A 25,658-nucleotide genomic window follows, 5' to 3' on the forward strand; every position below is an offset into this window, starting at 1 on the left:
GGGGCTCTCGTTATTTGGTCGTAGGTTTCACACCGATCACTGTAGGAGCGAGCCTGCTCGCGATGAACCCGAGAACGCCGCGGGGTATCAGGTTTCCAGCGTGATCGTTGACGACCATCGCGAGCAGGCTCGCTCCTACAGGTTTAATGCTTGGCTACAAGATCCTTGGGCAGCTTGAAGGTCCAGAGCATGCCGCCCTGGTTGAAGTCCTTCACCCGCTTGGCCACTTCGCCGCCCCACAGCGGTACCGCGCCGCCCCAGCCGGAGAGCACCGAGACGTACTGTTCGCCGTCCATTTCCCAGGTGATGGGCGAGCCGAGCACGCCGGAGCCGGTCTGGAACTCCCAGACCTTTTCGCCAGTCTTGGCGTTGAACGCCTGCAGGAAACCTTCAGGCGTGCCGGTGAACACCAGGTTGCCCTTGGTGGTCAGCACTCCGCCCCACAGCGGCGCGTAGTTCTTGTGACGCCAGACTTCCTTGCCGGTTTTCGGATCGATGGCCCGCAGCACGCCGATGTAGTCTTCGTTCAACGGTTTGATGGTGAAGCCGGCGCCGAGGAACGCCGCGCCTTTCTTGTAGGCGATGCCTTCGTTCCAGATGTCCATGCCCCATTCGTTGGACGGCACATAGAACAACCCGGTGTCCCGGTTGTAGGCCATCGGCATCCAGTTTTTCGCGCCGAGGAACGCCGGTGCCACGAACACCGAGCTGCCCTTGACTTCCGAACCCGGGGCGCCGGGACGGCTGGCTTCGTTGTAGATCGGCCGGCCGTCCTTATCCAGGCCGGTGGCCCAGGTGATCTTGTCCACGAACGGGAAGCCACGGATGAATTTGCCGTTGGTACGATCCAGCACGTAGAAGAAACCGTTACGGTCGGCGGTGGCCGCCGCCTTGATTTCCTTGCCGCCTTCGCTGTAGTTGAACGACACCAGCTCGTTCACGCCGTCGTAGTCCCAACCGTCGTGGGGCGTGCTCTGGAAGTGCCATTTGATGGTGCCGTCGTCCGGGTTGAGCGCCAGGCGCGACGAGGAGTAGAGGTTGTCGCCAGGGCGCAGGTGCGAGTTCCACGGCGCCGGGTTGCCGGTACCGAACAGCAGCAGGTTGGTTTCCGGGTCGTAATAACCGCCAAGCCAAGGAGCCGCACCGCCGGTTTTCCACAGATCGCCCGGCCAGGTCTTGCCCGCCTCGCCGCCGGAGATGCCGTTCTCCACCGCTTTGCCGTCCTTGTAGACGTAGCCCATATGGCCTTCGACCGTCGGCCGGGTCCACAGCAGATCACCGTTTTTCGGGTCATAGGCTTCGATCTTGCCCACCACGCCGAACTCGCCACCGGCCACGCCGGTAATCAGCTTGCCGTTGATCACCAGCGGCGCGGCGCTGATCGAGTAGCCTTCCTTGTGGTCGGCGACTTTCTTGCTCCACACCACCTTGCCGGTGTCCTTGTTCAGCGCCACGAGCTTGGCGTCGAGGGTGCCGAAGATCACCAGGTCGCCATACAGCGCGACGCCACGGTTGATCACGTCGCAGCAAGGGCGGATGTCATCGGGCAGGCGCGCATCGTATTGCCAGAGTTTCTTGCCGGTGCGCGCATCCACGGCGAAGACCCGGGAGTAGGAACCGGTCATGTACATCACGCCGTCCTTGACCATCGGCTGCGCTTGCTGGCCACGCTGTTTTTCACCGCCGAAGGAAAACGCCCAGGCCGGGCGCAGTTCCTTGACGTTGTCGACGTTGAGAATATCCAGCGGGCTGTAGCGCTGCCCTTGAACGCCGAGGCCGTTGGTCACGACCTGTTCCGGGTTCTTCGGATCCTGGAGAATGTCCTGGTCGGAAACCCCGGCCAATGCCTGGCCGGACAACAGCATGGCACTGAGCAGCAGGCTCAAGACGAAGGGCTGGCGACGTGCGGGTTGAGTCATGACGGCTTCCTCTGCGGATTTTTGTTATGTCCGGAAATTTTCCCGGTCTGGTGCAGATTCTTGGGCGCCGCCGCCCTGGCAACAATTGCCCGCAATGAGGAGATTGCTAGTTCCTTGGTACAGGGTGGGTGGAGATGGACACGAAACTTTGTGAACGGCACCGGCCTCTTTGTAGGAGCGAGCCTGCTCGCGATGGACTCAAGGACACCGCTGGGTGTCAGGCTGCCAGCGTTATCGTTAACGTCCATCGCGAGCAGGCTCGCTCCTACAGAGGATTTGTGGTCGCCTATTTGCTGGCAGAATCCACCCGCATCATCCGCTCGCGCTCGTAGCGCGGGTACAGATGACTGACGCTGCGGATCAGTTCATAACGGCTCAGGTTGATCCCGGCGAAGCGTTCGGGGATGGGGCTGCGGATCATCTCCGCCATATCACTGCCATTGGCCGCGCCGTCGCGCATGAGCTGATCGAGCCAGGTCAGGTAATCGCGCATCTGCTCGAAGGGTTGTCGATCGCCGGCCACCGGCCCATGGCCCGGCACAACCTGCGTCCAGGGCAAAGCTTGCAGGGTCGCGATGTCCGCCAGCCACACTGACAGCCCCGGACTGTTGGGCGTGGTCAACGCCCGCTGATAAAACACCAGGTCCCCGGCATACAGCACGCCGGTTTGCTGGTCGAGAATAGCCAGATCCGCGCCCGTATGCCCACCCAGGCTCAGCAGACGCAAATCGTGATTCCCAAAACTTTTCACGCCGGGTGTCAGCGTCTGCGTCGGCAACACTACTTCGGTGCCGCGCATCCAGTCGCCGACCATTCGGTACATATTCTCGGCCATGGCATCGCCTTGCCGGTGCAACAGCTCGGTGGTGCCGGCCAGGGCGCCGATCGGCACGTCGGTGAAGGCTTGATTGCCCAGTACATGGTCCGGGTGGTGATGGGTCAACAAGACCTCGATCACCGGCTTGTCGGTGGTGGCGGCAATGGCCTTGCGCATTGCTTCGCCGTAACGCCGGGACGGCCCGGTGTCGATCACCACCACACCGCGTTCAGTGACGATAAATGCGGTGTTGACGATGTTGCCGCCGTTGGCCTTGGCGAAATTATCGGTGCTGCCTTCCAGCAGCCAGGTGTCCCGGGCGATCTGCCGGGGCTTGAGTGAGTAGTCGAGATCGGCCAGGGCCGGCAGACTGACGCTTAACACCATCAACAGGATCCAGCGCATGCCACGCTCCTTGGGTCAGGGGATCGACGCATCGAACTCATTGCCACTGTTGTCCCGTAGCAACAGACGTGTTTGCCCTGCCCCCTCGATGTCAAAGGCCAGGTTGGGGTTTTCGCTGACTGCGGGGAACAGCTCCAGCCGGGCCAGCACGTGCTCGTTGTGGTCGCGCAGCTCGGCATGGTTGATGAAGAATTCCGGAATGCCGCTGACCATGCCGTTGTCCATGGGATGGGCCACCTGCATACGCACACGGCTGAATCCGTCCCGGGGATAGCGCCCGCCGAGCACTTCGCCGATGTGTTCCTCCCAGCCCGGCTGGGTGCGCACCACACTCGGCGCGGTGCAACCGCCACCTGCGGCGTCAATCAGGGTCGAGCCGACATGCCACACGCCGTCGCGGGTCAACACCGCCGCGCGCAGGGGTGTGGCCTGTTCGATGCGAATGCGCAACGACAGCCAGGGCAAAACCGAATCCAGCGGCTGGAAGTCGACGATTTTCGGCAACGGATTCAGTTCTGCCCAGGCGAGGATTCTCACCACCTCGCCCTTGAGCGCCCGGGCGTCGATTTCCAGCGGCACCTGCCGGGCGTCTTCGGCAAACGGCGGTGCCAGCAGCTTGACCCGCTCATCGAAAACGAACGGCGCATTGCCCAGAAACTGCTGTTGATAAAAGGCCCACATCACCGATGGCACCGGGTCTTTGCCGGGATCGATCGCGCCAGCCTGTGCCGCCAGGCTCAACCAGCAGGCCAACAGACAACTCCCTCGCCATTTCATCGCCTGCTCCTTATTGATACATCTCGGGCACGTCGTACTGCAGGCCGTAATGGCCGTAGATGGTCTTCACCGCGCCCTCGCGGATCAGGCCTTCGAGCGCCTCTTCCACGGCATAGGCCAGTTGCCGGTTGCTTTCGTGCACCGCCATGCCGATTTCCCAGAGCTGCTTGCCCATGTTCGGGTAGGCGTTTTCTGCCAGCGCCAGCTGCGGGTCGGCCGCTTCGTGCACTTGCCAGTCGATTTCGCCGCGCATGGCCATCACCGCGTCGACCTCGCCGGCCTTCATCGCGGCAAACGCCTGGGGCACGCCCGGATAGTGATGGGTCTTGCCGGCGAGCACGCCGTTGAACACCGAGGTCAGGTAGAACGACGGCACGCTGTCGACTTCGACACCAATCGGGTGCTGCTCGAACACCGCGACGCTGGCGACCTTGTCCAGCCTTCGGCGGTCATAGGCCACCTGCCATTGTTCGTTCTGGTAGGGACCGAACATCACCACATGGCCGTTGACCAGCTCACCGAGCTCGTTGCGCTTCTGCGCGTAGTCGTGGTCGTAGGGCACGCGCATCATCAGGTCGGCCAGTTGCTGGTTGTGCAAGGCACTGGCACGCCAGATGTAATCGCGCAGGTCGTCGTCGAGCTTTTCCCCGGCCGGCGCCCAGATCAGCGTAAGGCGCACGCCGAGCGCCTTGGCCAGGGCTTCGGCCAGCTCGACATCGACACCCTGGGGTTTGCCGGCACGTTCAAAACTGTAGGGGGCGAAGTCCTTATAGACCGCCACCTTCAGCTCCCCGGCGGCGATCATTTCGTCGTAGTTGCGAACCTGCGCCTGCGCCGCCTGGCAGCACAGCCACAGAGCGCTGATCAACACCGCGAACAGGCGCATGGGTCACTCCTCGACGTGCACAGTGTCCAGATAAGTGCGCACCGCCCACAGGGCTTCCTGGCTCAGGTAGTCGGCCATCTTCGGCATGTACACGCGACCGTCGCGTACCGCACCATGGCGCACCCGTTCGGCGAACCATTCATCGCCCGCCTCGCCGACATCGAGCATGCGCAAATCAGGGGCGATACCGCCGGACTTGGCCTCCAGGCCATGGCAGGCCGCGCAGTTCTGGGTGTAGGCCGAGGCACCGATTTCCACTGCCTTGTCGTGTTCCGGGGCGGTGCGATACGGGTTCACCGCGGCCCAGCCATCGGCATCGAGTTGCACACCGGCTTCCTTGATCGGGGTCAGCCCCGGGGTGGCCACGGCTTGTGGGACCACGTTGCCGTGGGCCCAGACGGAACCTGCGCTGATCAAACTGGCCAATAGCCCGGTCACGAGCAAGGCGTTGCATTTTGTTGTCATTGTCATGCCCTCTGGATTGCACGCAAAACCTCTTGGCAGAGGCTATGGCAGCCATCTTAGAAAGCCCTGCGCCCAGACCCCATGCTGCTTTGGTGGTCGCCACCTACTCCCTTGGTCGTAAGGCGATCGTTGGACACCGGACGCGGGCCCTGGAGCCGGTCGACGCCGATCAGGGTCAGGATCAGCAGAAACGGCAGGAGCAGTGCTTTGACGATACGCATGGTCAATCCCCTCCAGATCAATGGCCGTGGTTGCCCATGCTAGGACCGCGCCGTGTGTGGCGGGCTACTACCTTGGTACTGGCCCTTCGGTACTTTCTGCATATTTTCACTGCACCAAAGGCTTCCTATGCTGGCGCTAACGGTCATGGAGAGCCTTATGCGCCAGCTTGCCCCTTACGCCCTGATCTACCTGCTGGCGATTGCCTGCGCCGCCGGCCTGGCCACCCAAAGCCAGGCCGCCGATGCGCCCTTGCAGGTGCGGATCGGCTACCTGGGCTATCGCCCCGACCCCGGCCCGTTGCTGTCCAACGTCATCCCCGAGCCCATCGATGCCGGGCTGCGCGGCGCCGAACTGGCGATCACCGACAGCAACAGCACCGGGCGTTTTCTCAACCACGGCTACAGCCTGGTCAGCGCCAGCGTCGACAGCCCCGAAGCCTTGCTCGAAGCGGCGAAGGCTCAGCACGAACAAGGCCTGCGCCTGTTTGTGGTGAATGCCCCCGCGGCCAGCCTGCGCCAATTGAGTGCGGCACTGCCCGACAGTTTGCTTTTCAACGCCGGCAGTGCCGATGACAGCCTGCGCACCACCGCTTGCCTGCCGAACGTGCTGCACACCTTGCCGAGCCGGGCGATGCTCGCCGATGCACTGGCGCAGTTTCTGGTGTTGCGCAAATGGCAGCGGGCGCTGCTGATTGTCGGCCCGACGCCGGACGATCAAGCCTATGCCGCCGCCCTGCGCCGCGGGGCCAAGCGTTTCGGCTTGCAACTGGTGGCGGAAAAAACCTGGAGCTTCGATAACGACCAACGCCGCAGCGCCCAGGCCGACATGCCGCTGTTCACCCAGACCGCCGAGTACGACGTGGTACTGGTGGCCGATGAACGCGGCGACTTCGGTGAATACGTGCCCTACCAGACCTGGTACCCGCGCCCGGTCGCCGGCACCCAGGGCCTGACCCCGGTGGGCTGGCACAAGACCGTGGAAACCTACGGCGCCGCGCAGCTGCAAAAACGCTTTGAAGCCCTGACCGGGCGCTGGATGAATGACCGCGATTTCGCCGCCTGGATGGCCGTGCGCAGCATCGCCAGCGCCGTGAGCAAGTTGCGCCAGGCCGAGCCGATGGCGATCCGTGCACTTGAAATCAGCGACCAGTTGCCCCTCGACGGTTTCAAGGGTCGCAAGCTCAGCTACCGCCCGTGGAACGGCCAGTTGCGCCAGCCGATTCCCATCGTCCAGCCCAGGGCGCTGGTCAGCACTTCACCCCAGGAGGGCTTTCTGCACCCGTTCAACGAGATGGACAGCCTGGGCTACGACAAACCCGAAGTCAGCTGCCGCTTTCCCTGATCCGAACATCACAACAACAAGGAATCCGCCATGCGCCGCACCCTGCTCTCGTGCACCTTGCTGCTCGCCGCTGGCCATGCCGTTGCCAGCACTGCCTGGGTCTCCAACGAAAAGGACAACAGCCTGAGCCTGATCGACCTGCAGACCCTGCAAGTCACCGACACCCTGCCCGTCGGCCAGCGCCCTCGCGGCCTGCTGCTGTCCCATGACAACAAGCTGTTGTACATCTGCGCCAGCGACTCGGACCGGGTCCAGGTGATGGACGTGGCCACACGCAAGATCATCAAGGAACTGCCCTCGGGCAAAGACCCCGAGCAATTCGCCCTGCACCCGAACAACCGCTGGCTGTACGTCTCCAACGAAGACGATGCGCTGGTGACGGTGATCGACACCGAGACCTCCAAGGTACTCGGCCAGATCGATGTCGGCGTCGAGCCCGAGGGCATGGCCGTCAGCCCTGACGGACAGTGGGCGGTCAACACCAGCGAAACCACCAACATGCTGCACTGGATCGACACCAGTACCCAGACCCTGGCCGACAGCACCCTGGTGGACCAGCGTCCGCGCTTTGTCGAGTTCTCCCCCGATGGCGCCAAGCTCTGGGCCTCGGCGGAAATCGGCGGCACCGTGACCATTCTCGATGTGGCCAGCCGCACCGTGCTCAAGACCCTGAACTTCCAGATCAAGGGCGTGCACCCGGACAAGGTCCAGCCGGTCGGCATCAAGCTCAGCGCCGATGGCAAGTACGGCTTCGTCGCCCTCGGCCCGGCCAATCATGTGGCAGTGATCGATGCCAAGACTTACGAGATACTCGATTACCTGCTGGTGGGTCGACGGGTCTGGCAGATGGCGTTCACCCCGGATCAGAAGCAGTTGCTGGCCACCAACGGCGTCAGCGGCGATGTCTCGGTGATCGATGTCGACAGCCTCAAGGTCAGCAAATCGGTGAAGGTCGGGCGCTATCCCTGGGGCGTGGTGGTGACACCATGAACGCCCTTGAAGTCAGTGACCTGAGCTTTGCCTACGGCGCCCGGGAGGCCTTGCGCAAGGTAAGTTTCAGCCTGGAACCCGGGCGTTTCGCCGCGCTGCTGGGACCCAACGGTGCCGGCAAGTCGACCCTGATTGCCCTGCTGACCCGGCTCTATGATCTGCAGCACGGCGAGATCCGCGTCGGTGGCTGTTCATTGCGCAGCGCGGCACGCCCGGCGCTCAGGCAATTGGGCGTGGTGTTCCAGCAGAGCACCCTGGACCTGGACCTCAGCGTCGAGCAGAACCTGCGTTATCACGCGGCATTGCATGGCCTGTCCCGGCGCCAGACCGACCTTCGGGTCAACGCCGAACTGGCCCGCCAGGCCCTGACCGAGCGCCGCCGCGAACGGGTGCGTGAACTCAATGGCGGCCATCGTCGCCGGGTGGAAATTGCCCGCGCCCTGTTGCATGAGCCGCGCCTGCTGCTGCTCGATGAAGCCAGTGTCGGCCTCGACCCGGCGAGTCGCCTGGCGCTCAACCAGCACATCCGCAGCCTGTGTCGCGAGGAGCACATCAGCGTGCTCTGGACCACCCACCTGCTCGACGAAGTGCAACCCAGCGATGACCTGCTGATCCTGCATCAAGGCCGGCTGGTGGCCAGCGGGCAGGCCGATGCCCTGAGTCTGGAACACGGCGGTGACCTCGGTTCGGCCTTCACCCGCCTGACTACATCGGGAGCTGCCCAATGAACGCTTACTGGCAATGTTTCAGCGGTATCGTGCTGCGCGAGTGGCTGCGCTTTGTGCTGCAACGCACGCGGTTTCTCAGCGCCCTGGTGCGGCCGTTGCTGTGGTTGCTGGTGTTCGCCGCCGGTTTTCGCGCAGCGCTGGGGATAGCGATCATCGAACCCTACGACACCTATATCCCCTACGAGGTCTACATCATCCCCGGTCTGGCCTGCATGATCCTGCTGTTCAATGGCATGCAGGGGTCTCTGTCGATGGTCTACGACCGCGAGATGGGCAGCATGCGCGTGCTGCTGACCAGCCCTCTGCCGCGTACCTTCCTGCTGTGCAGCAAGCTGCTGGCCACCTCACTGATTTCGTTGTTGCAGGTGTATGCGTTCCTGGCGATTGCCTGGGTCTACGGCGTGCGGCCACCGGCCATGGGCCTGTTACTGGCGTTGCCGGCGCTGCTGCTGGTGGCGTTGATGCTCAGCGCACTGGGCCTGTTGCTGTCGAACGCGATCCGCCAGCTGGAGAACTTTGCCGGGGTGATGAATTTCGTGATCTTCCCGCTGTTTTTCCTGTCATCGGCGCTGTATCCGCTGTGGAAGATGCGCGAGGCCAGCGAATGGTTGTACTGGCTATGCGCGGTGAATCCGTTCACCCATGCGGTGGAGCTGGTGCGTTTTGCCCTGTATGAACACTTCAATCCGCTGGCGCTGGCAGTGTGCATGGGGCTGACGCTGCTGTTTGCATTGCTCGCCGTACTGACCTTCAACCCGCAGCATGCAGCCTTGCGTAAGGCTGGGTAAATACATTCCCTGTGGGAGCGAGCTTGCTCGCGATAGCGGCGGCACATTCAATAAATGAATTGACTGACATAACGCTATCGCGAGCAAGCTCGCTCCCACAGGGGTTCTTCATTAAGCAGGGTGAAATTACTACTTTAGTACTGGTTTCCCTGTCTATCGTCGCATTCCCAACGTCCCCCGACTGGCATGTAATAGGTCCATAACTATAAGGACTGAACCCATGCCGCGTGCCCGACGTTGCCTGTTGCGCCCTACTCTCGCCGTCCTGTCGCTGGGCCTGCTGCTGAGCACCGCGCAGGCCGACACCGCGCTGTTCTCCAGCGACGGCTATCGCATCGGCCTGTACCGCAGCCCGACGCCCGACCAGCTGCAAGGCGCAACCATCGTCGATACCCACACCCTGCAAGCCCTGCTCGGCCAAACCCCGCGCCCGCTGCTGATCGATGTCTACCGCCGTCAGTGGCTGCAAGGGCAATTCATCGAAGACCAGCCCCATGAAAACCTGCCCGGCAGCCATTGGCTGGCCAATACCGGTGACGGTGAGCTGACGCCGCAATGGCAGGACTATTTCGCCGCCAACCTGAAAAAGCTGACCGCCGGCGACCCGACGCAACCGCTGGTCTTCTATTGCCGCTCCGACTGCTGGTTGAGCTGGAATGCGGTCAAGCGCGCAGCCACCATGGGCTATAAGACCCTGTATTGGTATCGCGATGGCCTGGACGCCTGGCAAGCGGCCAATCTGCCGGTTTCGCCAGCCCGGCCCGAACCCTTTCCCTGAGCTTTACGCGTGCGTGTTGTTGCCACACCATAATCAAAATAATGAGGTGAAAGGCCATGTACAAAATTCTGATTGCCGACGATCACCCGCTGTTTCGCGAAGCCATCCACAACGTCATCAGCGACGGATTTGCCGGCAGCGAAGTGATGGAAACCGCCGACCTGGACAGCGCCCTGGCCCTGACCCAGGAACACGATGACCTGGATCTGATCCTGCTCGACCTGAACATGCCCGGCATGCACGGGCTCAACGGCCTGATCAACCTGCGTAACGAAGCGCCGACCATTCCGGTGGTGATTGTCTCCGCCGAACAGGACAAGCAGATCGTGCTGCAGGCCATTACCTATGGCGCGGTGGGTTTCATCACCAAATCTTCACCCCGCGCCCAGATGACCGATGCCATCCAGCAGATTCTCAATGGCAATGTCTACCTGCCCCCGGACATCATCCGCACCGCCAAAAGCAGCACCCACCGGCGGATGAACGACACCCCGAGCTTCCCGCCCGAACTGCTCCAGGCCCTGACCCGCAAGCAACTGCAGGTGCTGGAACGCATGACCAAGGGCGAATCTAACAAGCAGATCGCCTACACCCTGGAAATCGCCGAGACCACGGTCAAGGCCCATGTCTCGGCGATCCTGCGCAAGCTCAACGTGCACAACCGGGTGCAGGCGATCCTGAGTGCCGGGGATATTGATTTCGGGTCTTATCTGCGGCGTTGAGTCAGCAAGACCGTGTCGCCCCCTTCGCGAGCAGGCTCGCTCCCACAGGTACGGTGCTGTCTCTGTGGGAGCGAGCCTGCTCGCGAAGGGGACTCACAAGCAGTAAAAAATTCAAGGTCGGCCAAGCAAATGACTCATCGCCGTCTTCAGCTTCATCGGCCGCACCGGCTTGTGCATCAGGGTGTGGCCCAGTTCGCGGATCTGCTGTTTAAGTTCATTGCTGTAGTTGGCCGTGATCATCATCGCCGGCACCGGTGACGCGCGCCGGGCATTGATGCGCGCCACGGCGTCGACACCGTTGCGATCGTTGTCCAGGTGGTAATCGGCAATCAGCAGGTCGGCCTCGGCGTGGAAATTGTCCACTTGCCGCGCCAGGTCCTCCTCCGACAACGCCGTCACCACCCGACACCCCCACCCCTCCAGCAAGGTGCGCATGCCGGCACAAATGGTCGCGTCGTTGTCCAGCACCCATATGCGCGCCCCCCGCAGGCGCTCGAGCATCGGCTCGCTCATCTGCAACGCAGGCTGCGGCTTCGGCGCAGTGGCGCTCAACGGCACTTCGACCGAGAACATCGACCCCCGGCCCGGCCATGAACGCACATGAATGGGATGCCCAAGGATGCCGGCAATCTTCTCTACGATCGCCAGGCCCAGACCCAGACCGCGATCCTGATCGGGTCGCTGCACATCGCCGCGTTTGAATTCCTGGAAAATCTCCTCCAGACGATGCTCGGCAATGCCCATGCCGCTGTCCCAGACTTCGATCGTCAGGCACTGATGATGCCGCCGGCAACCGAGCACCACGCGGCCACTGTAGGTATAGCGAATCGCATTGCTCAGCAGGTTGCGCAGGATCCGCGCCAGCAGCTGGATGTCACTGCGCACCAGCGCCGAACAGCCGATGAAGTGCAATTGCAGGCCTTCACTGCGCGCCACCTGGGTGTATTCGGCGGCCAGGTTGTCCAGCAGTTCACTGAGGGCGAACGGCGCAATGTCGGCCTTGATCACCCCCGCATCGAGCTTGGAAATATCCACCAGGGTGCCGAGCAGGTTCTCCACATCTTCCAGGGAATTGCTCACGTTGCGCACCAGCGTCTCGCTGGACATCGGCTCGCGCCGTTCCAGCAAGGCACTGGTAAACAGGCGCGCGGCATTCAACGGTTGCAGCAGGTCATGGCTGACGGCGGCGAGGAACTTGGTCTTCGACAGGTTGGCCTGCTCGGCCTCCTGCTTGGCCTCGCGCAAGCGTGACTCGACCAGGCGACGCTCATCGATCTCACGCAGCAGTTGGTCGTTGAGGGTGGTCAATTCCGCCGTGCGCTCGCGTACCCGCAGCTCCAGGTTCTGATACGCCTGATGCAGCGCCTCGGCAGTGCGGCGGCGTTCGGTGATGTCGCGGATCAGCACGAAGATTCCCACCACCTCGCCACTGGCCAGACGGTTGGGCACATAAGAGCGCAGCATGTAGCGCTCCTGGTTGTTGACGTTGGTTTCGGCGAACTCGAACGTTACGCTCTCACCGGCCAGTGCCCTGGCCACGTAGGGCTCCAGCCGCTGGTAATGCTGTTCGCTGTGCACTTCGCGCAGGCTCTGGCCGAGCATCACGCCGCGGGGCCAGCAGTACCACTCTTCGTAGACCTTGTTGGTGAACTCGTAGACCAGGTCGGCATTGAGGTAGGCAATCAATGCCGGTACGTGATCGGTGATCAGGCGAATCCAGTGTTCGCTTTCACTCAGCGCCTCGGCGTGCTGGTAGCGCTCGGTAATGTCGGTGAAGGTGTTGACGAAACCGCCGGTGGGCAACGGATGGGTGCGGATTTCCAGGACCCGGCCATCGTACAGGCGCTGCTCGCATTCACGCACCGGTCGTCCGTTGCCATCGCGGCTGGCCGGGGTCAGCAGGTTCAGCTCGCTGTCGGCGATCACTTCGGCAAACGGGCGATGGGCCGCCACCGGCGCCAGGCCACTCAACTCCAGGAAGCGCCGGTTCCACAACTCCAGGATGCCCTCGGCGCTGACCATCGCCACCCCTTGGGACAGGTTGTCGACGGCCCGTTGCAACAGATGCGACTTCTGCGCCACCGCCTGCTCACGGCGTACGGTTTCGCTGAGTTTGACGTCGGTAATGTCGGTGAACAGGATCACCCGCCCCCCTTCCTGGGTCGGCCGCTCGCTGACTTGCAGCCAGCGCCCGTTCTGCAGGCGGTAAAGCAGGTTTTCGTCGGCATGCCCGCGCGGCTCTTCGGTGAACAGGGCGTTGTTCATCATCAGCCGCTTGACCTCGGTCAGGCGCATGCCGGCGTTGATCCGCACCCGGCTGTTGCTCCAGAACGCCTTGAAGCGACTGTTGAACAGCACGATGCGCTGGTCGGCGTCGAACAGCACGAAGGCGTCGGAAATGCTTTCGATGGCATCGATCAGGTGTTGGTGCGCCGTTTCCGCGCGCAGGCGGGCTTCGCTGAGCAAATGATTGCCGGCCTTGAGTTCGGCCATGGCCTGGTTCAGGGCATCGGTGCGTTCGCGGACTTGCTCGGCCAGCACCACCGAATGCTGGAATGCCGCATACGGATCGTTGCCGCGGGTTCCCCCGGACTCGACCCGTTCGATCAGCGCGGCGTTGATGCGCTGCAGTTTATGGTTGTCCAGGCGCAGCCCGGCCAGTTCGGCCTGCAGCTCAGCGATGTCCTGGGGCACGGCCACGGGCAATGGCAACGCCGGTGAAGGTCTGGTTGATGTGCATGCCATTGAACTGTTCTCCGTAGGTGTTGAAACCCATCACCCGTTGCTCGCGCAAAAAACCGCCGATCTGATCAAGGCTGCCGTCGTCTTCGAGTTCCAGACGCCGCAGGAAACAGTCGCAACCGATGGTCAGCAGCAAATCGCCCAGGCGCTCCTGCAACCCCTCGAACAGGCGCTGCAGGTTCGGCAGCATCGGCCCCGGGGTCATGGCGGTGAGGACGATGCCGTTTTCCACGGCGCAGTAGAAACTCAGGCTCAGGTCCGGATGCACCTGCTGGATGGCCCGCACGTAGTACTGCTGGTTGATCCGCACCGCCAACGGGTGCGCGGCGAAGACCCGGTGATCGAGCTGCGCCACCGGCGCGCCGATGTGCCGGGCGTACTCCTCGGCAGCCGGCTCGGCATTGAGCTCGAAGACCCGGCGCAAGGTGCTGTCGGCCCCGGTGACCACCAGTTTTTCGGCGCGGGGCAGCACGTGGTGGGTGGTGAACACTTCGAAATCCAGCCAGGTATTGACCAGCACCACCACGGCTGCCCCGCTGTGGAACTCGCCATCGAAGTACACATGGGTATGGGTCAGGTAGTTATCGTCGCCGGCCGAGCCGCCGAAATGCGGAATGTCGCCCAAGGCCGCACTCAAGGCCGCCAGGACCATTTCTTCGCGGCTGGACAGACCATCGAGCAGGGTCAGGGCAAAGCTGTTGCCCTTGATCGGGGCCAGGGTGTTGCTGCGACAGCCACTGACCAGGCGCTCGACCATTTGCTGGGCGTCGATCAGGCTGAAGTGCTCCATCTGGTCGATCAGCTCGATCGAGATGGAAAAGTGCCGGTGGTCGAAACCCACCGCCGTCACGCAATTGCGTCCATAGCCCAGCGGGGTGATTTCCCCGGCGCTGGTGCAGCCCGCCAGGCGAATGCCGCCGAAGCTTTGCTGCAAGGCCTGGCCCAGCACCTGCAAGTCGTATTCGGCGGAACAGAAGAACAGCACGAACCCCAGGTGCGGATGCAACAACTGTCGTGCCAGTTCCTGCGCGACCTGCCGGGCATCGGTGGCCTGGGACATTGCACTGACGACGCCTTCGCTCTGCTGCATCCTTACCTCCCGCAGGTGCGTGTATATGAGGCACGAGTGTACGAAGTCTGTGGGGGGCGACGAATGCTACTTGGGTAGCGGGTAGCCGCTTCGATGGGATGAGACAGATAAAGCTCCCACACTAGTGTTGGTTATCCGCAGGTGTTGCGTACACCCGGTAACCCTGTGGGAGCGAGCTTGCTCGCGATGGGGCCATCACAGCCAACATCCATGTCGCCTGACACTCAGCCATCGCGAGCAAGCTCGCTCCCACAATTATTTGTATTCCAGCCTGCTACCAGGTCAGCACCGCGCCCACGGCAAAGGTGTCGGTGTCTTCGTTCTGCTCATCGGTGTCGTGGCCGTTGATTTCGAACTGGTTGTACTCGGCCACCAGCTTGAGGTTGTCGTTCACGTCATGGAACAACGCGATGCCGCGGGTCTCATAGTCCGCACCGCTGCCGACCACGCCGTTGCCGTCGTCATTGGTCTTGCCGTAGGACAAGGCCAGGCGGTTCTTGCCCAGTTTGTAGGAGCCCTGCATCAGGTAGCCGTCGCTGTCGACGTTGCGCAGGGTCGGCTCGCCGGCATTGTTGGTGAAAAACGGGTTGATGCCCTTGGCCTGGAAGCCGGACCCGGTGAGGGACAAGCCACCCATCTTCGCCTGCACGCCATAACCGACGCCCTTGGAGGTAACGGTCTCGACTGTCGAGTCGGTGTTGTCCGAGGTCTGGTAGCTGCCGTTGACCCAGCTGTAGATCTTGGCCCCCGCCAGGTCGAACTGATAGGTGACTTCGCTCTCGGTACGCGGGTTTTCCTGATAGGCCTTGCCCGTCGGGCTGCTGTCGTTGGTGTCCACCGGGTCCATGATGCCGACCGCCACGCGCAGGCCGTCCATCACCGGGGTGCGATAGGTGATCTGCGAAGTGGGGAACGGATACGGGTAGCCGGTGCCGATGTTGCCAAACGACACCCCGCCGCCATCCACCAGCCCCAGCGTATCGCTGACCTGGCCGTAACCGGCGAGCATTTCGTCGAGCAGGATATTGGAACGGGCGAACAAGCCGAAGTCCTTGCCGATCAGCACCTCGCCCCACTCCGGGTTGGCCACGGTGCCGAAGAACTGCCGCACATCGATGGCAGTGTCGGTGCCGTTGGCTTGGCTGTCGTTGATGGTGACCCAGAACGAGGCACGGGCGCCGAGCTTGAGATCGTCTACCTGCTTGCCCATGTTGAACCCCAGGTAGTTGGGCAAAAAGCCCATCTTGACCCGCGACTGCCGACGGTCGTACTGATCGCCGGCGCGGTCGACATCGCTGTTCACGTAGAAGGCGTTGATGTAGCCGTCGGTGGAGAACGTGGTCTGGTCCTTGTCGTACAGCATGATATCCGCCTCAGCCACCTGGCTCAGGCCCAGGGCAGACAGGCTGGCGATAAAGGCTGGCAGAAAACGATGCGTGACGTTCTTATTGTTGTGCATGGCGCGCTCCGAAACGGGGGACTGAGTGTCGGAGGCGATTATCGAAACCTGACGGGCGGCGCCATACGCTGCCTTGGGGCTGGTTTTGAGGTGCTTTGGATTGGTTGGCGGCGCGTGACCGCTATGGCGTAAGACCGCTCGTCGGCGAGGCTCGCCACTTAGGGCGTAGGCCTGTGGACCCGACTGGCATCCACAGGAACCGCTACCGGCTAGGCGTTAGCCTTGAGCAACATGTAGGCGGCGACCACTACGCAGATGCTGGCGAACCCGACCTGCAACGCCCGCGCCGGCACCCGGGCGCACAGCTTGCGGCCGATGATCATGCCGATAATGCTCGCGCCAATGAAGGTGGCACCCACACTGTCGATGCGCACGCCGGCATGGAACGCGCCGATCACGCCGATGGCCGAAATCAGGCTGATCACCATCAGCGAGGTGGCAATGATCCCGCGCATCTGCACATCGGTCAGTTGCTTGAACGCCGGGACGATCAGAAAGCCGCCGCCCACCCCCAGCAACCCCGAGACCACACCCGTGACCGCTCCGAGCGCGGCGAGGGTCGCGGTGCATTTGGCGGTCCAGGAAAAGCGCCCGGTCTGTTGATCGAGCATGCAGTTTTTCTGGCCCCAGTTCGCGTGCCCGTGGTCGCTCGGGCCTTCGTCCTTGCGTTCACGGCGCAACATCCGCCAGGCCACCATGACCATCAGCAGGCTGAACAGGATCATCAGGATTTTTTCCGGCAACTGATGGGCGAAATAGATGCCCACCGGCGAAAACACCGCACCGAGCGCGGCGATCAGCAACGCCGCGCGATACCGCACCAGGCCATGACGCAATCCATCGATGGCGCCGACCGCTGCCGCACTGCCCACCGCAAACAACGCCACCGGTGCGGCCTGGGTCATGCTCCAGCCCAATCCCAATACCAGGGCCGGCACCGCGAGAATCCCGCCGCCTGCTCCAGTCAACCCCAATACCAACCCCATCACCACGCCAAATAGACTTGCCAGCAACATAGGGAGTTCTCAGTCGACTCTGGACAAACGCGTCAGCCACTCGCGACCCTTGAGCATACCGTTCCAATAGAACCACGGTAGCAGTGTTGCCTTGAGCCACCACGCCGAGCGGCGCGGCGTCGTCGGGTCAAGGGGAAAGGTCGGCAGCAATTTGCCCGCATAACCGAACTCGGCAAGGATCACCTTGCCCTTCTCCACCGTCAGCGGACAGGAACCATAGCCGTCGTACTGCAGCGGCAGTGGTTGTTGCTTGCGCAAGGCCAGCAGGTTTTCGGCCACCACCACGATCTGCTTGCGTACTGCCGCGGCGGTTTTTGCATTGCTGGTGCCGCAGATATCCCCCAGCGCGAAGACGCCTGGATAACGCGGATGTTGCAGGCTGTGGGGATCGACCTCGCACCAGCCGGCGGCGTCGGCCAGCGGACTCTGGGCGACGAAATCCGGGGCCACCTGAGGCGGTACGACATGCAGCAGGTCAAAGGTTTTTGCCTGTCGGGAAACTTTGCCGTCGGCGTCCTTGACCTCGAACCACGCGGTTTTCGCCGGGCCGTCGACCTTGACCAGATTCGAATTGAATGCCAGCCGGGCGTTGTACTTTTCGATGTACTTCATCAGTGGCGGGACAAAGGTCGCCACGCCGAACAACGCAGCGCCTGCGAGATTGAACTCGACATCGATGTTGTTCAGCACACCGCTCCTGTTCCAGTGATCACAGGACAGGTACAGCGCTTTTTGAGGCGCCCCCGCACATTTGATCGGCATGGCCGGCTGGGTGAACAGCACCTTGCCGCCGCGCAGTTTCTGCACCTGGTCCCAGGTGTAGGTCGCGTGCCGGTAGCTGTAGTTGGAGGTCACGCCGTGCTGGCCGAGGGTCTCCTCCAGGCCTTCGATTTTCTCCCAGGCCAGGCGCAGGCCGGGGCAGACCACCAGGTTCTGATAGCTGACCGTGCGTGCGTCACTGAGGATGAGCCGGCAATGGTCGGGGTCGATGCCGGTCACGGCAGCCTGCACCCACTTGACCCCGCGCGGCATCACCGACGCCATCGGCCGCACGGTGTTTTCCACGTTGTAGGCACCACCGCCGACCAGCGTCCAGGCCGGTTGATAGAAGTGCCGGGAGTCGGGCTCGATCACGGTGATATTCAGCTGCGGGCTACGCTTGAGCAGGCTGGCGACAAGGCCTATGCCCGCCGTGCCGCCGCCGATCACCACGATATCTGCACTGATGGATGGGCCCCAGTGTTGATCGTTCATTGCTTGTTCCTTTTGCTGCACGCAAGGATTGTTACGGGTCAAACCACAAAACCAATGTGGGAGCGAGCCTGCTCGCGAAGGTGGCGGGTCAGTCGATAAAGACGTCGACTGACACTACGCTTTCGCGAGCAGGCTCGCTCCCACAGGTTTTGCACTTTGATTGGCATTCAAGGTTGAACCCAGCTTTTAAGCACCGCCCCGCAATACAGCCCGGAGAGGGTTTTCATCACCTGGATCACCTCGTGACTGGCGAGACCGTAAAAAATGTACTTGCCTTCACGACGGGTCGCGACCAGTCCTTCATCGCGCAGGATCCCCAGTTGCTGGGACAGGGTCGGTTGGCGCACGCCGGTCATTTTTTCCAGCGCGCCTACGTTGCGCTCGCCCTGGGTCAACTGGCACAGGATCAACAGGCGATCCTCATTGGCCAGGGCCTTGAGCAGCGCGCAAGCCTTGGAAGCCGAGGCGCGCAGTTGGGCGACTTCACATTCGGTCAGACTGGATTGCATTTGCAGGATGCCTTCAACGTCACTTAAGCTGCGAACATTATGTTTTTACATAAAGTGTTGCAACTGACTTTTCCACTCCTGCACAGGTTCGTGTCCATGCCCGCACTGATTGAAGCTTTCCTCGACCCCGCCTCCTCGACCTACAGCTACGTGGTCTACGAGGCTGATGGCGGGCACTGTGCGATTGTCGACCCCGTGCTCGACTACGACGGTGCGGCCGGGCGTACCGCGACTACCCAGGCTGACAAAATCATCGCCTTCGTCCGTGCCCACACACTGCAAGTGCAATGGCTGCTGGAAACCCACGCCCACGCCGATCACCTGTCCGCCGCGCCCTATCTGCGCGGACAACTGGGCGGCAAAATCGCCATCGGCGAGTCGATCAGAAAGGTCCAGGACGTGTTCAAGGCGCTGTTCAATCTGGAGCCATCATTTCGCGTCGACGGTTCGCAGTTCGATCACCTCTTCGCCCCCGACGAGTCGTTCATGATCGGCAATCTCAAGGCGACCGCCCTGCACGTGCCCGGCCATACGCCGGCGGACATGGCCTACCTGATCGACGGTGATGTGATTCTGGTGGGCGATACGATGTTCATGCCCGATGTCGGCTCTGCCCGCTGCGATTTCCCCGGTGGCAATGCTCACCAGTTGTTTGCCTCAATTCGAAAATTGCTGGCCTTCCCTGCCAGCGTGAAGCTCTACGTCTGTCACGACTACCCGCCGGCCGACCGGTCGGCCCACTGCCAGACCACGGTCGGCGAACAACGCAAGAACAACATTCATGTGCATGACGGGATCGATGAGGCCGCATTCGTCGAGATGCGTACACGGCGTGACGCGGGGCTGGGCATGCCGACGCTGTTGCTGCCGGCGATCCAGGTAAACGTGCGGGCAGGGAATTTGCCGCCGGCCGAGGGCAATGGCGTGACCTACCTGAAAATCCCCGTCAATCAGCTCTGACCCCTCTGCGATCTTTTGATTCTGGCGACCGATGGCTCCCTGAAGATCAAAAGATCGCAGCCTTCGGCAGCTCCTACAGAACGCGATCCTTGATTTCAGTTGCCCAACGTCAGGCCATTGGCCGGCAACGGCAGCGCGGTTTTGTACCGCACCTGCTTGAGCGCAAAGCTCGAACGTATGTTCGCCACCCCGGGCACCTTGGTCAGAAAATCCATCATGAAACGCTCCAGCGACTGGATGGTCGGCACCAGCACCCGGATCAGGTAATCCGGGTCGCCGGCCATCAGGTAGCACTCCATCACCTCGGGGCGGTCGGAAATCGCCTCTTCGAAATGCTGCAACGCCTCCTCCACCTGCTTCTCCAGGCTGACGTGAATGAACACGTTCACATGCAACCCCAGCAGGTCGGCATCGAGCAGTGTCACTTGCTCGCGGATTACCCCCAGTTCTTCCATGGCCTTGACCCGGTTGAAACACGGGGTCGGCGAGAGGTTCACCGAGCGTGCGAGGTCGGCGTTGGTGATGCGCGCATTCTCCTGAAGGCTGTTGAGAATGCCGATGTCGGTACGGTCCAGTTTGCGCATGAGACAAAACCACCTGTTTTTTATGTTTATGCAGGTTTTTTATCTGCAAATGATCTTTAGCGCAATGAAACAGAGAGAAATATTCTTCTTGGGCGGGCCTATGATTGTTGTAGGACAAGATTTCTTCTACCGAACGAAATCTGTCAGCTCACTACAAGAAATTCACAAGATCGAGCGTAGAAGCCATGACCCAAGCGTATGAACCGCTGCGCCTGCACGTCCCCGAACCCTCGGGCCGTCCCGGCTGTAAAACCGACTTCTCCTACCTGCATCTGACCGATGCCGGCACGGTGCGCAAACCCCCAATCGACGTTGAACCGGCTGACACGGCTGACCTGGCCCGTGGCCTGATCCGCGTGCTCGACGACCAGGGCAATGCCCTTGGGCCGTGGGCCGAAAACGTGCCGGTGGAGATCCTGCGCAAGGGCATGCGCGCCATGCTCAAGACCCGCATCTACGACAACCGCATGGTGGTCGCCCAGCGTCAGAAAAAGATGTCGTTCTACATGCAGAGCCTCGGCGAGGAAGCCATCGGCAGCGCCCAGGCCCTGGCCCTGAACATCGACGACATGTGCTTCCCGACCTACCGCCAGCAAAGCATCCTGATGGCCCGCGACGTACCGCTGGTCGACCTGATCTGCCAGCTGCTGTCCAACGAGCGCGATCCGCTCAAGGGCCGGCAATTGCCGATCATGTACTCGGTCAAGGAGTCCGGTTTCTTCACCATCTCCGGCAACCTCGCCACCCAGTTCATCCAGGGCGTGGGCTGGGGCATGGCCTCGGCGATCAAGGGCGACACCAAAATCGCTTCGGCCTGGATCGGCGACGGCGCCACCGCCGAGTCGGACTTCCACACCGCCCTGACCTTCGCCCACGTGTACCGCGCGCCGGTGATCCTCAACGTGGTCAACAACCAGTGGGCGATCTCCACCTTCCAGGCGATCGCCGGTGGTGAAGCCACCACCTTCGCCGGTCGCGGCGTCGGTTGCGGCATTGCCTCCCTGCGGGTCGACGGCAACGATTTCTACGCCGTGTACGCCGCCTCCGCCTGGGCCGCCGAACGTGCGCGCCGCGGCCTCGGCCCGACCATGATCGAATGGGTCACCTACCGCGCCGGCCCGCACTCGACCTCCGATGATCCGTCGAAATACCGCCCTGCCGATGACTGGAGCCACTTCCCGCTCGGCGATCCAATTGCGCGCCTCAAGCAGCACCTGATCAAGGTCGGCCAGTGGTCCGAAGAGGAACACGCCGCGGTCAGCGCCGAGCTCGAAGCCCAAGTGATCGCCGCACAGAAAGAAGCCGAACAGTACGGCACCCTCGCCGGCGGCCAGATTCCAAGCGCTGCGACCATGTTCGAAGATGTCTACAAAGAGATGCCGGAGCACCTGAAGCGCCAGCGTCAAGAGTTGGGGATCTGACATGAACGATCACAACAACAATATCGAGCTGGAAACCGCCATGACCACGACCACCATGACCATGATCCAGGCCCTGCGCTCGGCCATGGATGTGATGCTTGAACGTGACGACAACGTCGTGGTCTTCGGCCAGGACGTGGGCTACTTCGGCGGCGTGTTCCGCTGCACCGAAGGCCTGCAGAACAAATACGGCACCTCCCGGGTGTTCGACGCGCCGATCTCCGAAAGCGGCATCGTCGGTGTCGCCGTGGGCATGGGCGCCTACGGTCTGCGCCCGGTGGCCGAGATCCAGTTCGCCGACTATGTCTACCCGGCCTCCGACCAGATCATTTCCGAAGCCGCCCGCCTGCGTTATCGCTCGGCAGGCGAGTTCACCGCACCGATGACCCTGCGCATGCCGTGCGGCGGTGGCATCTACGGCGGCCAGACCCACAGCCAGAGCATCGAAGCGATGTTCACCCAGGTCTGCGGTTTGCGCACGGTGATGCCGTCCAACCCGTACGACGCCAAGGGCCTGTTGATTGCCTCCATCGAAAACGATGACCCGGTGATCTTCCTCGAGCCCAAACGCCTGTACAACGGCCCGTTCGACGGTCACCACGACCGCCCGGTAACCCCGTGGTCGAAACACCCTGCCGCGCAAGTGCCGGACGGTTACTACACCGTGCCGCTGGACGTCGCTGCGATCACCCGTCCGGGCAAGGACGTCACCGTGCTGACCTACGGCACCACCGTGTACGTCTCGCAAGTCGCTGCTGAAGAAAGCGGCGTTGACGCCGAAGTCATCGACCTGCGCAGCCTGTGGCCGCTGGACCTGGAAACCATCGTCAAATCGGTGAAAAAGACCGGCCGTTGCGTGGTCGTGCACGAAGCGACCCGTACCTGCGGTTTCGGTGCCGAACTGGTGTCGCTGGTGCAAGAGCATTGCTTCCACCACCTGGAAGCGCCGATCGAACGCGTCACCGGTTGGGACACCCCTTACCCGCACGCGCAAGAGTGGGCGTATTTCCCAGGGCCGTCCCGAGTGGGCGCGGCGTTGAAACGGGTCATGGAGGTCTGAATGGGCACGCACGTCATTAAAATGCCGGACATTGGTGAAGGCATTGCAGAAGTTGAATTGTCGGTCTGGCACGTCAAGGTCGGCGACATGGTCGTCGAAGATCAGGTGCTGGCCGATGTCATGACCGACAAGGCGATGGTCGATATCCCGTCGCCGGTGCATGGCAAGGTGATTGCCCTCGGTGGCCAGCCGGGCGAAGTCATGGCGGTTGGCAGTGTGCTGATCAGCATTGAAGTCGAAGGCGCGGGCAACGTTAAGGAGTCGGCGCAACCGGCTCCTTTGAAAGAAGCGCCAGTCGCAGTACCGAAAGTCGAAGCCGTGGTTGAAAGCAAACCGGTCGCTGCCCCAGCGCCGAAAGTTGCTGTCTGCCAGGGCCCGATGGTTGCTCGCGCGGCCGATGAACGTCCGCTGGCCTCCCCGGCCGTGCGCAAGCATGCGCTGGACCTCGGCATTCAGCTGCGCCTGGTGCGTGGCAGCGGCCCGGCCGGCCGCGTGCTGCATGAAGACCTGGACGCCTACCTGGCTCAGGGTCAGTCGAATGCATCGACGGTCAGCAGCGCTTACATCCAGCGCACCGATGAACAGCAGATCCCGGTGATCGGCATGCGCCGCAAGATCGCCCAGCGCATGCAGGACGCCACCCAGCGCGCCGCCCACTTCAGCTACGTCGAGGAAATCGACGTCACCGCCGTGGAAGAGCTGCGCGCGCACCTCAACGAAAAACACGGTGCGACTCGCGGCAAGCTGACCTTGCTGCCGTTCCTGGTCCGCGCCATGGTCGTCGCCCTGCGCGACTTCCCGCAGATCAACGCCCGTTATGACGATGAGGCCCAGGTCATCACCCGCCTCGGCGCCGTGCATGTCGGTATTGCCACACAAGCCGATATTGGCCTGATGGTACCAGTGGTACGTCACGCCGAAGCCCGCAGCCTGTGGGACAGCGCAGCGGAAATCTCGCGTTTGGCCACTGCCGCTCGCAACGGCAAGGCCAGCCGCGATGAGCTGTCCGGCTCAAGCATCACCCTGACCAGCCTCGGCGCCCTGGGCGGCATCGTCAGCACGCCGGTGCTGAACCTGCCGGAAGTGGCGATTGTCGGCGTGAACAAGATCGTCGAACGGCCGATGGTGATCAAAGGCCAGATCGTGGTCCGCAAGATGATGAACCTCTCCAGCTCCTTCGATCACCGCGTGGTCGACGGCATGGACGCGGCGCTCTTCATCCAGGCCATTCGTGGCCTGCTCGAACAACCCGCCACGCTCTTTGTCGATTAAGCATTTGTGGAGAAAGTCATGCAGACACTGAACACCACGCTGCTGATCATCGGCGGCGGTCCCGGCGGTTATGTGACGGCGATCCGTGCCGGCCAGCTGGGCATCCCGACAATCCTGGTGGAAGGCCAATCCCTGGGCGGCACCTGCCTGAACATCGGCTGCATTCCGTCCAAGGCACTGATTCACGTCGCTGAGCAGTTTCACCAGACGCAGCAGCACCACCAGCTGTCGGCCCTGGGCATCAGCGTTTCGGCGCCGACCCTGGACATCACCAAGAGCGTCGAATGGAAAGACGGCATCGTCGATCGCCTGACCACCGGCGTTGCCGCGCTGCTGAAAAAGAACAAGGTCCAGGTCGTTCAAGGCTGGGCCAAAGTGGTTGACGGTAAAACCGTCGAGGTCGGCGACACACGCATCCAGTGCGAGCACCTGGTGCTGGCCACCGGTTCGAAAAGCGTGAACTTGCCGATGTTGCCGATTGGCGGGCCGATCATCTCGTCCACTGAAGCCCTGGCGCCGACATCCGTGCCCAAGCGCTTGATTGTGGTCGGCGGGGGCTACATCGGTCTGGAACTGGGCATTGCCTATCGCAAGCTCGGTGTCGAAGTCAGCGTGGTGGAAGCGCAGGAGCGCATCCTGCCGGCCTACGACGCCGAACTGACCCAGCCTGTGCACGACGAACTGAGAAAACTCGGCGTGAAGCTTTACTTGAAACATAGCGTGCAAGGCTTTGATTCAAAAGAAAATACATTGCAGGTATTGGCCCCGAACGGCGCGATCCTGAACCTGGAAACCGACCAGGTGCTGGTGGCCGTCGGTCGCAAGCCGAACACCCAGGGCTGGAACCTCGAAGCGCTGAACCTGGACATGAACGGTTCGTCGATCAAGATCGACAACCGTTGCCAGACCAGCATGCGCAACGTCTATGCCATCGGCGACCTGAGCGGCGAACCGATGCTTGCGCACCGGGCCATGGCCCAGGGCGAGATGGTCGCCGAGCTGATCAGCGGTAAATCCCGCGAGTTCAACCCGACCGCCATCGCCGCCGTGTGCTTCACCGACCCGGAACTGGTGGTGGTCGGCAAGACCCCGGACGAGGCCAGGACAGCAGGCCTGGACTGCATCGTGTCGAGCTTCCCGTTCGCCGCCAATGGCCGGGCGATGACGCTGGAATCGAAAAGCGGCTTCGTGCGCGTGGTCGCCCGTCGGGACAATCATGTGATTGTCGGTTGGCAGGCGGTGGGCGTCGGCGTGTCCGAATTGTCCACGGCGTTTGCGCAAAGCCTGGAGATGGGCGCGCGGCTGGAAGACATCGGCGGCACCATCCATGCGCATCCGACACTCGGCGAGGCGGTGCAGGAAGCGGCGTTGCGGGCTCTGGGCCACGCGTTGCATCTGTAAACACTCTACGCACATCCTGTAGGAGCCGGCTTGCTGGCGATCAATGCAACGC

At 62.2% G+C, this 25,658-nt stretch carries 24 protein-coding genes; 11 read left to right on the forward strand and 13 right to left on the reverse strand.

Going from position 1 to position 25,658, the window contains the following annotated elements; all coding sequences use genetic code 11:
- Positions 1-143: 143 nt before the first annotated feature.
- The 6 genes from CD175_RS01720 to CD175_RS31270 form a co-directional block, all read right to left on the reverse strand.
- Entirely contained in the window at positions 144-1,919 is a 1,776-nt protein-coding gene (locus CD175_RS01720) for a PQQ-dependent methanol/ethanol family dehydrogenase (protein WP_104447410.1), read from the reverse strand.
- Between the two features lie 286 nt (positions 1,920-2,205).
- On the reverse strand, positions 2,206-3,141 hold the full coding sequence (locus CD175_RS01730; RefSeq protein WP_104447412.1) for a quinoprotein relay system zinc metallohydrolase 1: 936 nt from the start codon (positions 3,139-3,141) through the stop codon (positions 2,206-2,208).
- A 15-nt stretch (positions 3,142-3,156) separates the two neighbouring features.
- Positions 3,157-3,918, reverse strand: coding sequence for a quinoprotein dehydrogenase-associated SoxYZ-like carrier (locus CD175_RS01735; RefSeq protein WP_104447413.1), 762 nt, complete (start codon positions 3,916-3,918; stop codon positions 3,157-3,159).
- A gap of 10 nt (positions 3,919-3,928) precedes the next feature.
- Positions 3,929-4,804: a substrate-binding periplasmic protein gene (locus tag CD175_RS01740; RefSeq protein ID WP_104447414.1), complete on the reverse strand. Its 876-nt coding sequence runs from the start codon at positions 4,802-4,804 to the stop codon at positions 3,929-3,931.
- Between the two features lie 3 nt (positions 4,805-4,807).
- Positions 4,808-5,269, reverse strand: coding sequence for a cytochrome c-550 PedF (gene pedF, locus CD175_RS01745; protein ID WP_104447415.1), 462 nt, complete (start codon positions 5,267-5,269; stop codon positions 4,808-4,810).
- 56 nt (positions 5,270-5,325) lie between these two features.
- Positions 5,326-5,490, reverse strand: a complete 165-nt coding sequence (locus tag CD175_RS31270; RefSeq protein WP_167399490.1) for a hypothetical protein — start codon at positions 5,488-5,490, stop codon at positions 5,326-5,328.
- A gap of 157 nt (positions 5,491-5,647) precedes the next feature.
- On the opposite strand from CD175_RS31270, the gene CD175_RS01750 reads away from it, so the two are divergent.
- From CD175_RS01750 to CD175_RS01775, 6 genes are all read left to right on the forward strand, one after another.
- Positions 5,648-6,832, forward strand: coding sequence for an ABC transporter substrate-binding protein (locus tag CD175_RS01750; RefSeq protein ID WP_104447416.1), 1,185 nt, complete (start codon positions 5,648-5,650; stop codon positions 6,830-6,832).
- A gap of 30 nt (positions 6,833-6,862) precedes the next feature.
- The gene (locus CD175_RS01755) at positions 6,863-7,822 is read left to right on the forward strand and encodes a YVTN family beta-propeller repeat protein (RefSeq protein ID WP_104447417.1); all 960 of its coding nucleotides are present in this window, start codon (positions 6,863-6,865) and stop codon (positions 7,820-7,822) included.
- Positions 7,819-8,550 carry an ABC transporter ATP-binding protein gene (locus tag CD175_RS01760; RefSeq protein ID WP_104447418.1) on the forward strand — a complete coding sequence of 244 codons (732 nt, stop codon included), beginning with the start codon at positions 7,819-7,821 and terminating at the stop codon, positions 8,548-8,550. The genes CD175_RS01755 and CD175_RS01760 overlap by 4 nt, the downstream gene beginning before the upstream one ends.
- Positions 8,547-9,338 (forward strand): ABC transporter permease, encoded by a 792-nt coding sequence (locus CD175_RS01765; protein WP_104447419.1) that lies wholly within the window; start codon positions 8,547-8,549, stop codon positions 9,336-9,338. The genes CD175_RS01760 and CD175_RS01765 overlap by 4 nt, the downstream gene beginning before the upstream one ends.
- Positions 9,339-9,558: 220 nt before the next feature.
- Complete coding sequence (locus CD175_RS01770) at positions 9,559-10,116, forward strand: PQQ-dependent catabolism-associated CXXCW motif protein (protein ID WP_104447420.1); 558 nt, start codon at positions 9,559-9,561, stop codon at positions 10,114-10,116.
- Between the two features lie 56 nt (positions 10,117-10,172).
- Positions 10,173-10,838: a response regulator transcription factor gene (locus CD175_RS01775; protein WP_007976602.1), complete on the forward strand. Its 666-nt coding sequence runs from the start codon at positions 10,173-10,175 to the stop codon at positions 10,836-10,838.
- Positions 10,839-10,949: 111 nt separating this feature from the next.
- Here the strand turns inward: CD175_RS01775 and nahK are convergent, their stop codons facing one another.
- The 6 genes from nahK to CD175_RS01810 all read right to left on the reverse strand — a co-directional run bounded on the left by nahK (position 10,950) and on the right by CD175_RS01810 (position 18,908).
- Positions 10,950-13,583: a hybrid sensor histidine kinase/response regulator NahK/ErcS' gene (nahK, locus tag CD175_RS01780; RefSeq protein WP_104447421.1), complete on the reverse strand. Its 2,634-nt coding sequence runs from the start codon at positions 13,581-13,583 to the stop codon at positions 10,950-10,952.
- Positions 13,513-14,670: a nitric oxide-sensing protein NosP gene (gene nosP / locus CD175_RS01785; RefSeq protein ID WP_104447422.1), complete on the reverse strand. Its 1,158-nt coding sequence runs from the start codon at positions 14,668-14,670 to the stop codon at positions 13,513-13,515. The genes nahK and nosP overlap by 71 nt, the downstream gene beginning before the upstream one ends.
- A gap of 274 nt (positions 14,671-14,944) precedes the next feature.
- Positions 14,945-16,129, reverse strand: a complete 1,185-nt coding sequence (locus CD175_RS01795) for a porin (protein ID WP_104447423.1) — start codon at positions 16,127-16,129, stop codon at positions 14,945-14,947.
- A 209-nt stretch (positions 16,130-16,338) separates the two neighbouring features.
- The gene (locus tag CD175_RS01800) at positions 16,339-17,145 is read right to left on the reverse strand and encodes a sulfite exporter TauE/SafE family protein (RefSeq protein ID WP_007976598.1); all 807 of its coding nucleotides are present in this window, start codon (positions 17,143-17,145) and stop codon (positions 16,339-16,341) included.
- Between the two features lie 9 nt (positions 17,146-17,154).
- Positions 17,155-18,399, reverse strand: a complete 1,245-nt coding sequence (locus CD175_RS01805; protein ID WP_104447424.1) for an FAD/NAD(P)-binding oxidoreductase — start codon at positions 18,397-18,399, stop codon at positions 17,155-17,157.
- 167 nt (positions 18,400-18,566) lie between these two features.
- Positions 18,567-18,908: an ArsR/SmtB family transcription factor gene (locus CD175_RS01810; protein ID WP_104447425.1), complete on the reverse strand. Its 342-nt coding sequence runs from the start codon at positions 18,906-18,908 to the stop codon at positions 18,567-18,569.
- A gap of 96 nt (positions 18,909-19,004) precedes the next feature.
- Here CD175_RS01810 and CD175_RS01815 point away from each other — a divergent pair, with 96 nt between their 5' ends.
- On the forward strand, positions 19,005-19,868 hold the full coding sequence (locus tag CD175_RS01815) for an MBL fold metallo-hydrolase (protein WP_104448059.1): 864 nt from the start codon (positions 19,005-19,007) through the stop codon (positions 19,866-19,868).
- A gap of 95 nt (positions 19,869-19,963) precedes the next feature.
- Here CD175_RS01815 and bkdR read toward each other — a convergent pair whose 3' ends face one another.
- A complete protein-coding gene (bkdR, locus tag CD175_RS01820) occupies positions 19,964-20,452 on the reverse strand; it encodes a Bkd operon transcriptional regulator BkdR (protein WP_007976593.1) in 489 nt (162 codons plus the stop codon).
- Between the two features lie 185 nt (positions 20,453-20,637).
- Here bkdR and CD175_RS01830 point away from each other — a divergent pair, with 185 nt between their 5' ends.
- From CD175_RS01830 to lpdA, 4 genes are read left to right on the forward strand one after another with little or no spacing between them, the layout of a single operon-like run.
- The gene (locus CD175_RS01830) at positions 20,638-21,873 is read left to right on the forward strand and encodes a 3-methyl-2-oxobutanoate dehydrogenase (2-methylpropanoyl-transferring) subunit alpha (protein WP_007976592.1); all 1,236 of its coding nucleotides are present in this window, start codon (positions 20,638-20,640) and stop codon (positions 21,871-21,873) included.
- A gap of 1 nt (position 21,874) precedes the next feature.
- Positions 21,875-22,933, forward strand: a complete 1,059-nt coding sequence (locus tag CD175_RS01835; RefSeq protein WP_015095444.1) for an alpha-ketoacid dehydrogenase subunit beta — start codon at positions 21,875-21,877, stop codon at positions 22,931-22,933.
- A complete protein-coding gene (locus tag CD175_RS01840; protein WP_104447427.1) occupies positions 22,934-24,205 on the forward strand; it encodes a dihydrolipoamide acetyltransferase family protein in 1,272 nt (423 codons plus the stop codon).
- A gap of 18 nt (positions 24,206-24,223) precedes the next feature.
- Entirely contained in the window at positions 24,224-25,606 is a 1,383-nt protein-coding gene (gene lpdA / locus CD175_RS01845; protein ID WP_104447428.1) for a dihydrolipoyl dehydrogenase, read from the forward strand.
- Positions 25,607-25,658: the final 52 nt, after the last annotated feature.

Origin of the sequence: Pseudomonas laurylsulfatiphila (genome assembly GCF_002934665.1) — a bacterium.
In the GTDB taxonomy this organism is placed as follows: Bacteria; Pseudomonadota; Gammaproteobacteria; order Pseudomonadales; family Pseudomonadaceae; genus Aquipseudomonas; species Aquipseudomonas laurylsulfatiphila.

What these genes read in the sequence shown, in the direction of transcription:
- CD175_RS01720 (WP_104447410.1), bottom strand. Translation starts at nt 1,919, where the DNA reads ATGACTCAACCCGCACGTCGCCAGCCCTTCGTCTTGAGCCTGCTGCTC.
- CD175_RS01730 (WP_104447412.1), bottom strand. Translation starts at nt 3,141, where the DNA reads ATGCGCTGGATCCTGTTGATGGTGTTAAGCGTCAGTCTGCCGGCCCTG.
- CD175_RS01735 (WP_104447413.1), bottom strand. Translation starts at nt 3,918, where the DNA reads ATGAAATGGCGAGGGAGTTGTCTGTTGGCCTGCTGGTTGAGCCTGGCG.
- CD175_RS01740 (WP_104447414.1), bottom strand. Translation starts at nt 4,804, where the DNA reads ATGCGCCTGTTCGCGGTGTTGATCAGCGCTCTGTGGCTGTGCTGCCAG.
- pedF (WP_104447415.1), bottom strand. Translation starts at nt 5,269, where the DNA reads ATGACAACAAAATGCAACGCCTTGCTCGTGACCGGGCTATTGGCCAGT.
- CD175_RS31270 (WP_167399490.1), bottom strand. Translation starts at nt 5,490, where the DNA reads ATGCGTATCGTCAAAGCACTGCTCCTGCCGTTTCTGCTGATCCTGACC.
- CD175_RS01750 (WP_104447416.1), top strand. Translation starts at nt 5,648, where the DNA reads ATGCGCCAGCTTGCCCCTTACGCCCTGATCTACCTGCTGGCGATTGCC.
- CD175_RS01755 (WP_104447417.1), top strand. Translation starts at nt 6,863, where the DNA reads ATGCGCCGCACCCTGCTCTCGTGCACCTTGCTGCTCGCCGCTGGCCAT.
- CD175_RS01760 (WP_104447418.1), top strand. Translation starts at nt 7,819, where the DNA reads ATGAACGCCCTTGAAGTCAGTGACCTGAGCTTTGCCTACGGCGCCCGG.
- CD175_RS01765 (WP_104447419.1), top strand. Translation starts at nt 8,547, where the DNA reads ATGAACGCTTACTGGCAATGTTTCAGCGGTATCGTGCTGCGCGAGTGG.
- CD175_RS01770 (WP_104447420.1), top strand. Translation starts at nt 9,559, where the DNA reads ATGCCGCGTGCCCGACGTTGCCTGTTGCGCCCTACTCTCGCCGTCCTG.
- CD175_RS01775 (WP_007976602.1), top strand. Translation starts at nt 10,173, where the DNA reads ATGTACAAAATTCTGATTGCCGACGATCACCCGCTGTTTCGCGAAGCC.
- nahK (WP_104447421.1), bottom strand. Translation starts at nt 13,583, where the DNA reads ATGGCATGCACATCAACCAGACCTTCACCGGCGTTGCCATTGCCCGTG.
- nosP (WP_104447422.1), bottom strand. Translation starts at nt 14,670, where the DNA reads ATGCAGCAGAGCGAAGGCGTCGTCAGTGCAATGTCCCAGGCCACCGAT.
- CD175_RS01795 (WP_104447423.1), bottom strand. Translation starts at nt 16,129, where the DNA reads ATGCACAACAATAAGAACGTCACGCATCGTTTTCTGCCAGCCTTTATC.
- CD175_RS01800 (WP_007976598.1), bottom strand. Translation starts at nt 17,145, where the DNA reads ATGTTGCTGGCAAGTCTATTTGGCGTGGTGATGGGGTTGGTATTGGGG.
- CD175_RS01805 (WP_104447424.1), bottom strand. Translation starts at nt 18,399, where the DNA reads ATGAACGATCAACACTGGGGCCCATCCATCAGTGCAGATATCGTGGTG.
- CD175_RS01810 (WP_104447425.1), bottom strand. Translation starts at nt 18,908, where the DNA reads ATGCAATCCAGTCTGACCGAATGTGAAGTCGCCCAACTGCGCGCCTCG.
- CD175_RS01815 (WP_104448059.1), top strand. Translation starts at nt 19,005, where the DNA reads ATGCCCGCACTGATTGAAGCTTTCCTCGACCCCGCCTCCTCGACCTAC.
- bkdR (WP_007976593.1), bottom strand. Translation starts at nt 20,452, where the DNA reads ATGCGCAAACTGGACCGTACCGACATCGGCATTCTCAACAGCCTTCAG.
- CD175_RS01830 (WP_007976592.1), top strand. Translation starts at nt 20,638, where the DNA reads ATGACCCAAGCGTATGAACCGCTGCGCCTGCACGTCCCCGAACCCTCG.
- CD175_RS01835 (WP_015095444.1), top strand. Translation starts at nt 21,875, where the DNA reads ATGAACGATCACAACAACAATATCGAGCTGGAAACCGCCATGACCACG.
- CD175_RS01840 (WP_104447427.1), top strand. Translation starts at nt 22,934, where the DNA reads ATGGGCACGCACGTCATTAAAATGCCGGACATTGGTGAAGGCATTGCA.
- lpdA (WP_104447428.1), top strand. Translation starts at nt 24,224, where the DNA reads ATGCAGACACTGAACACCACGCTGCTGATCATCGGCGGCGGTCCCGGC.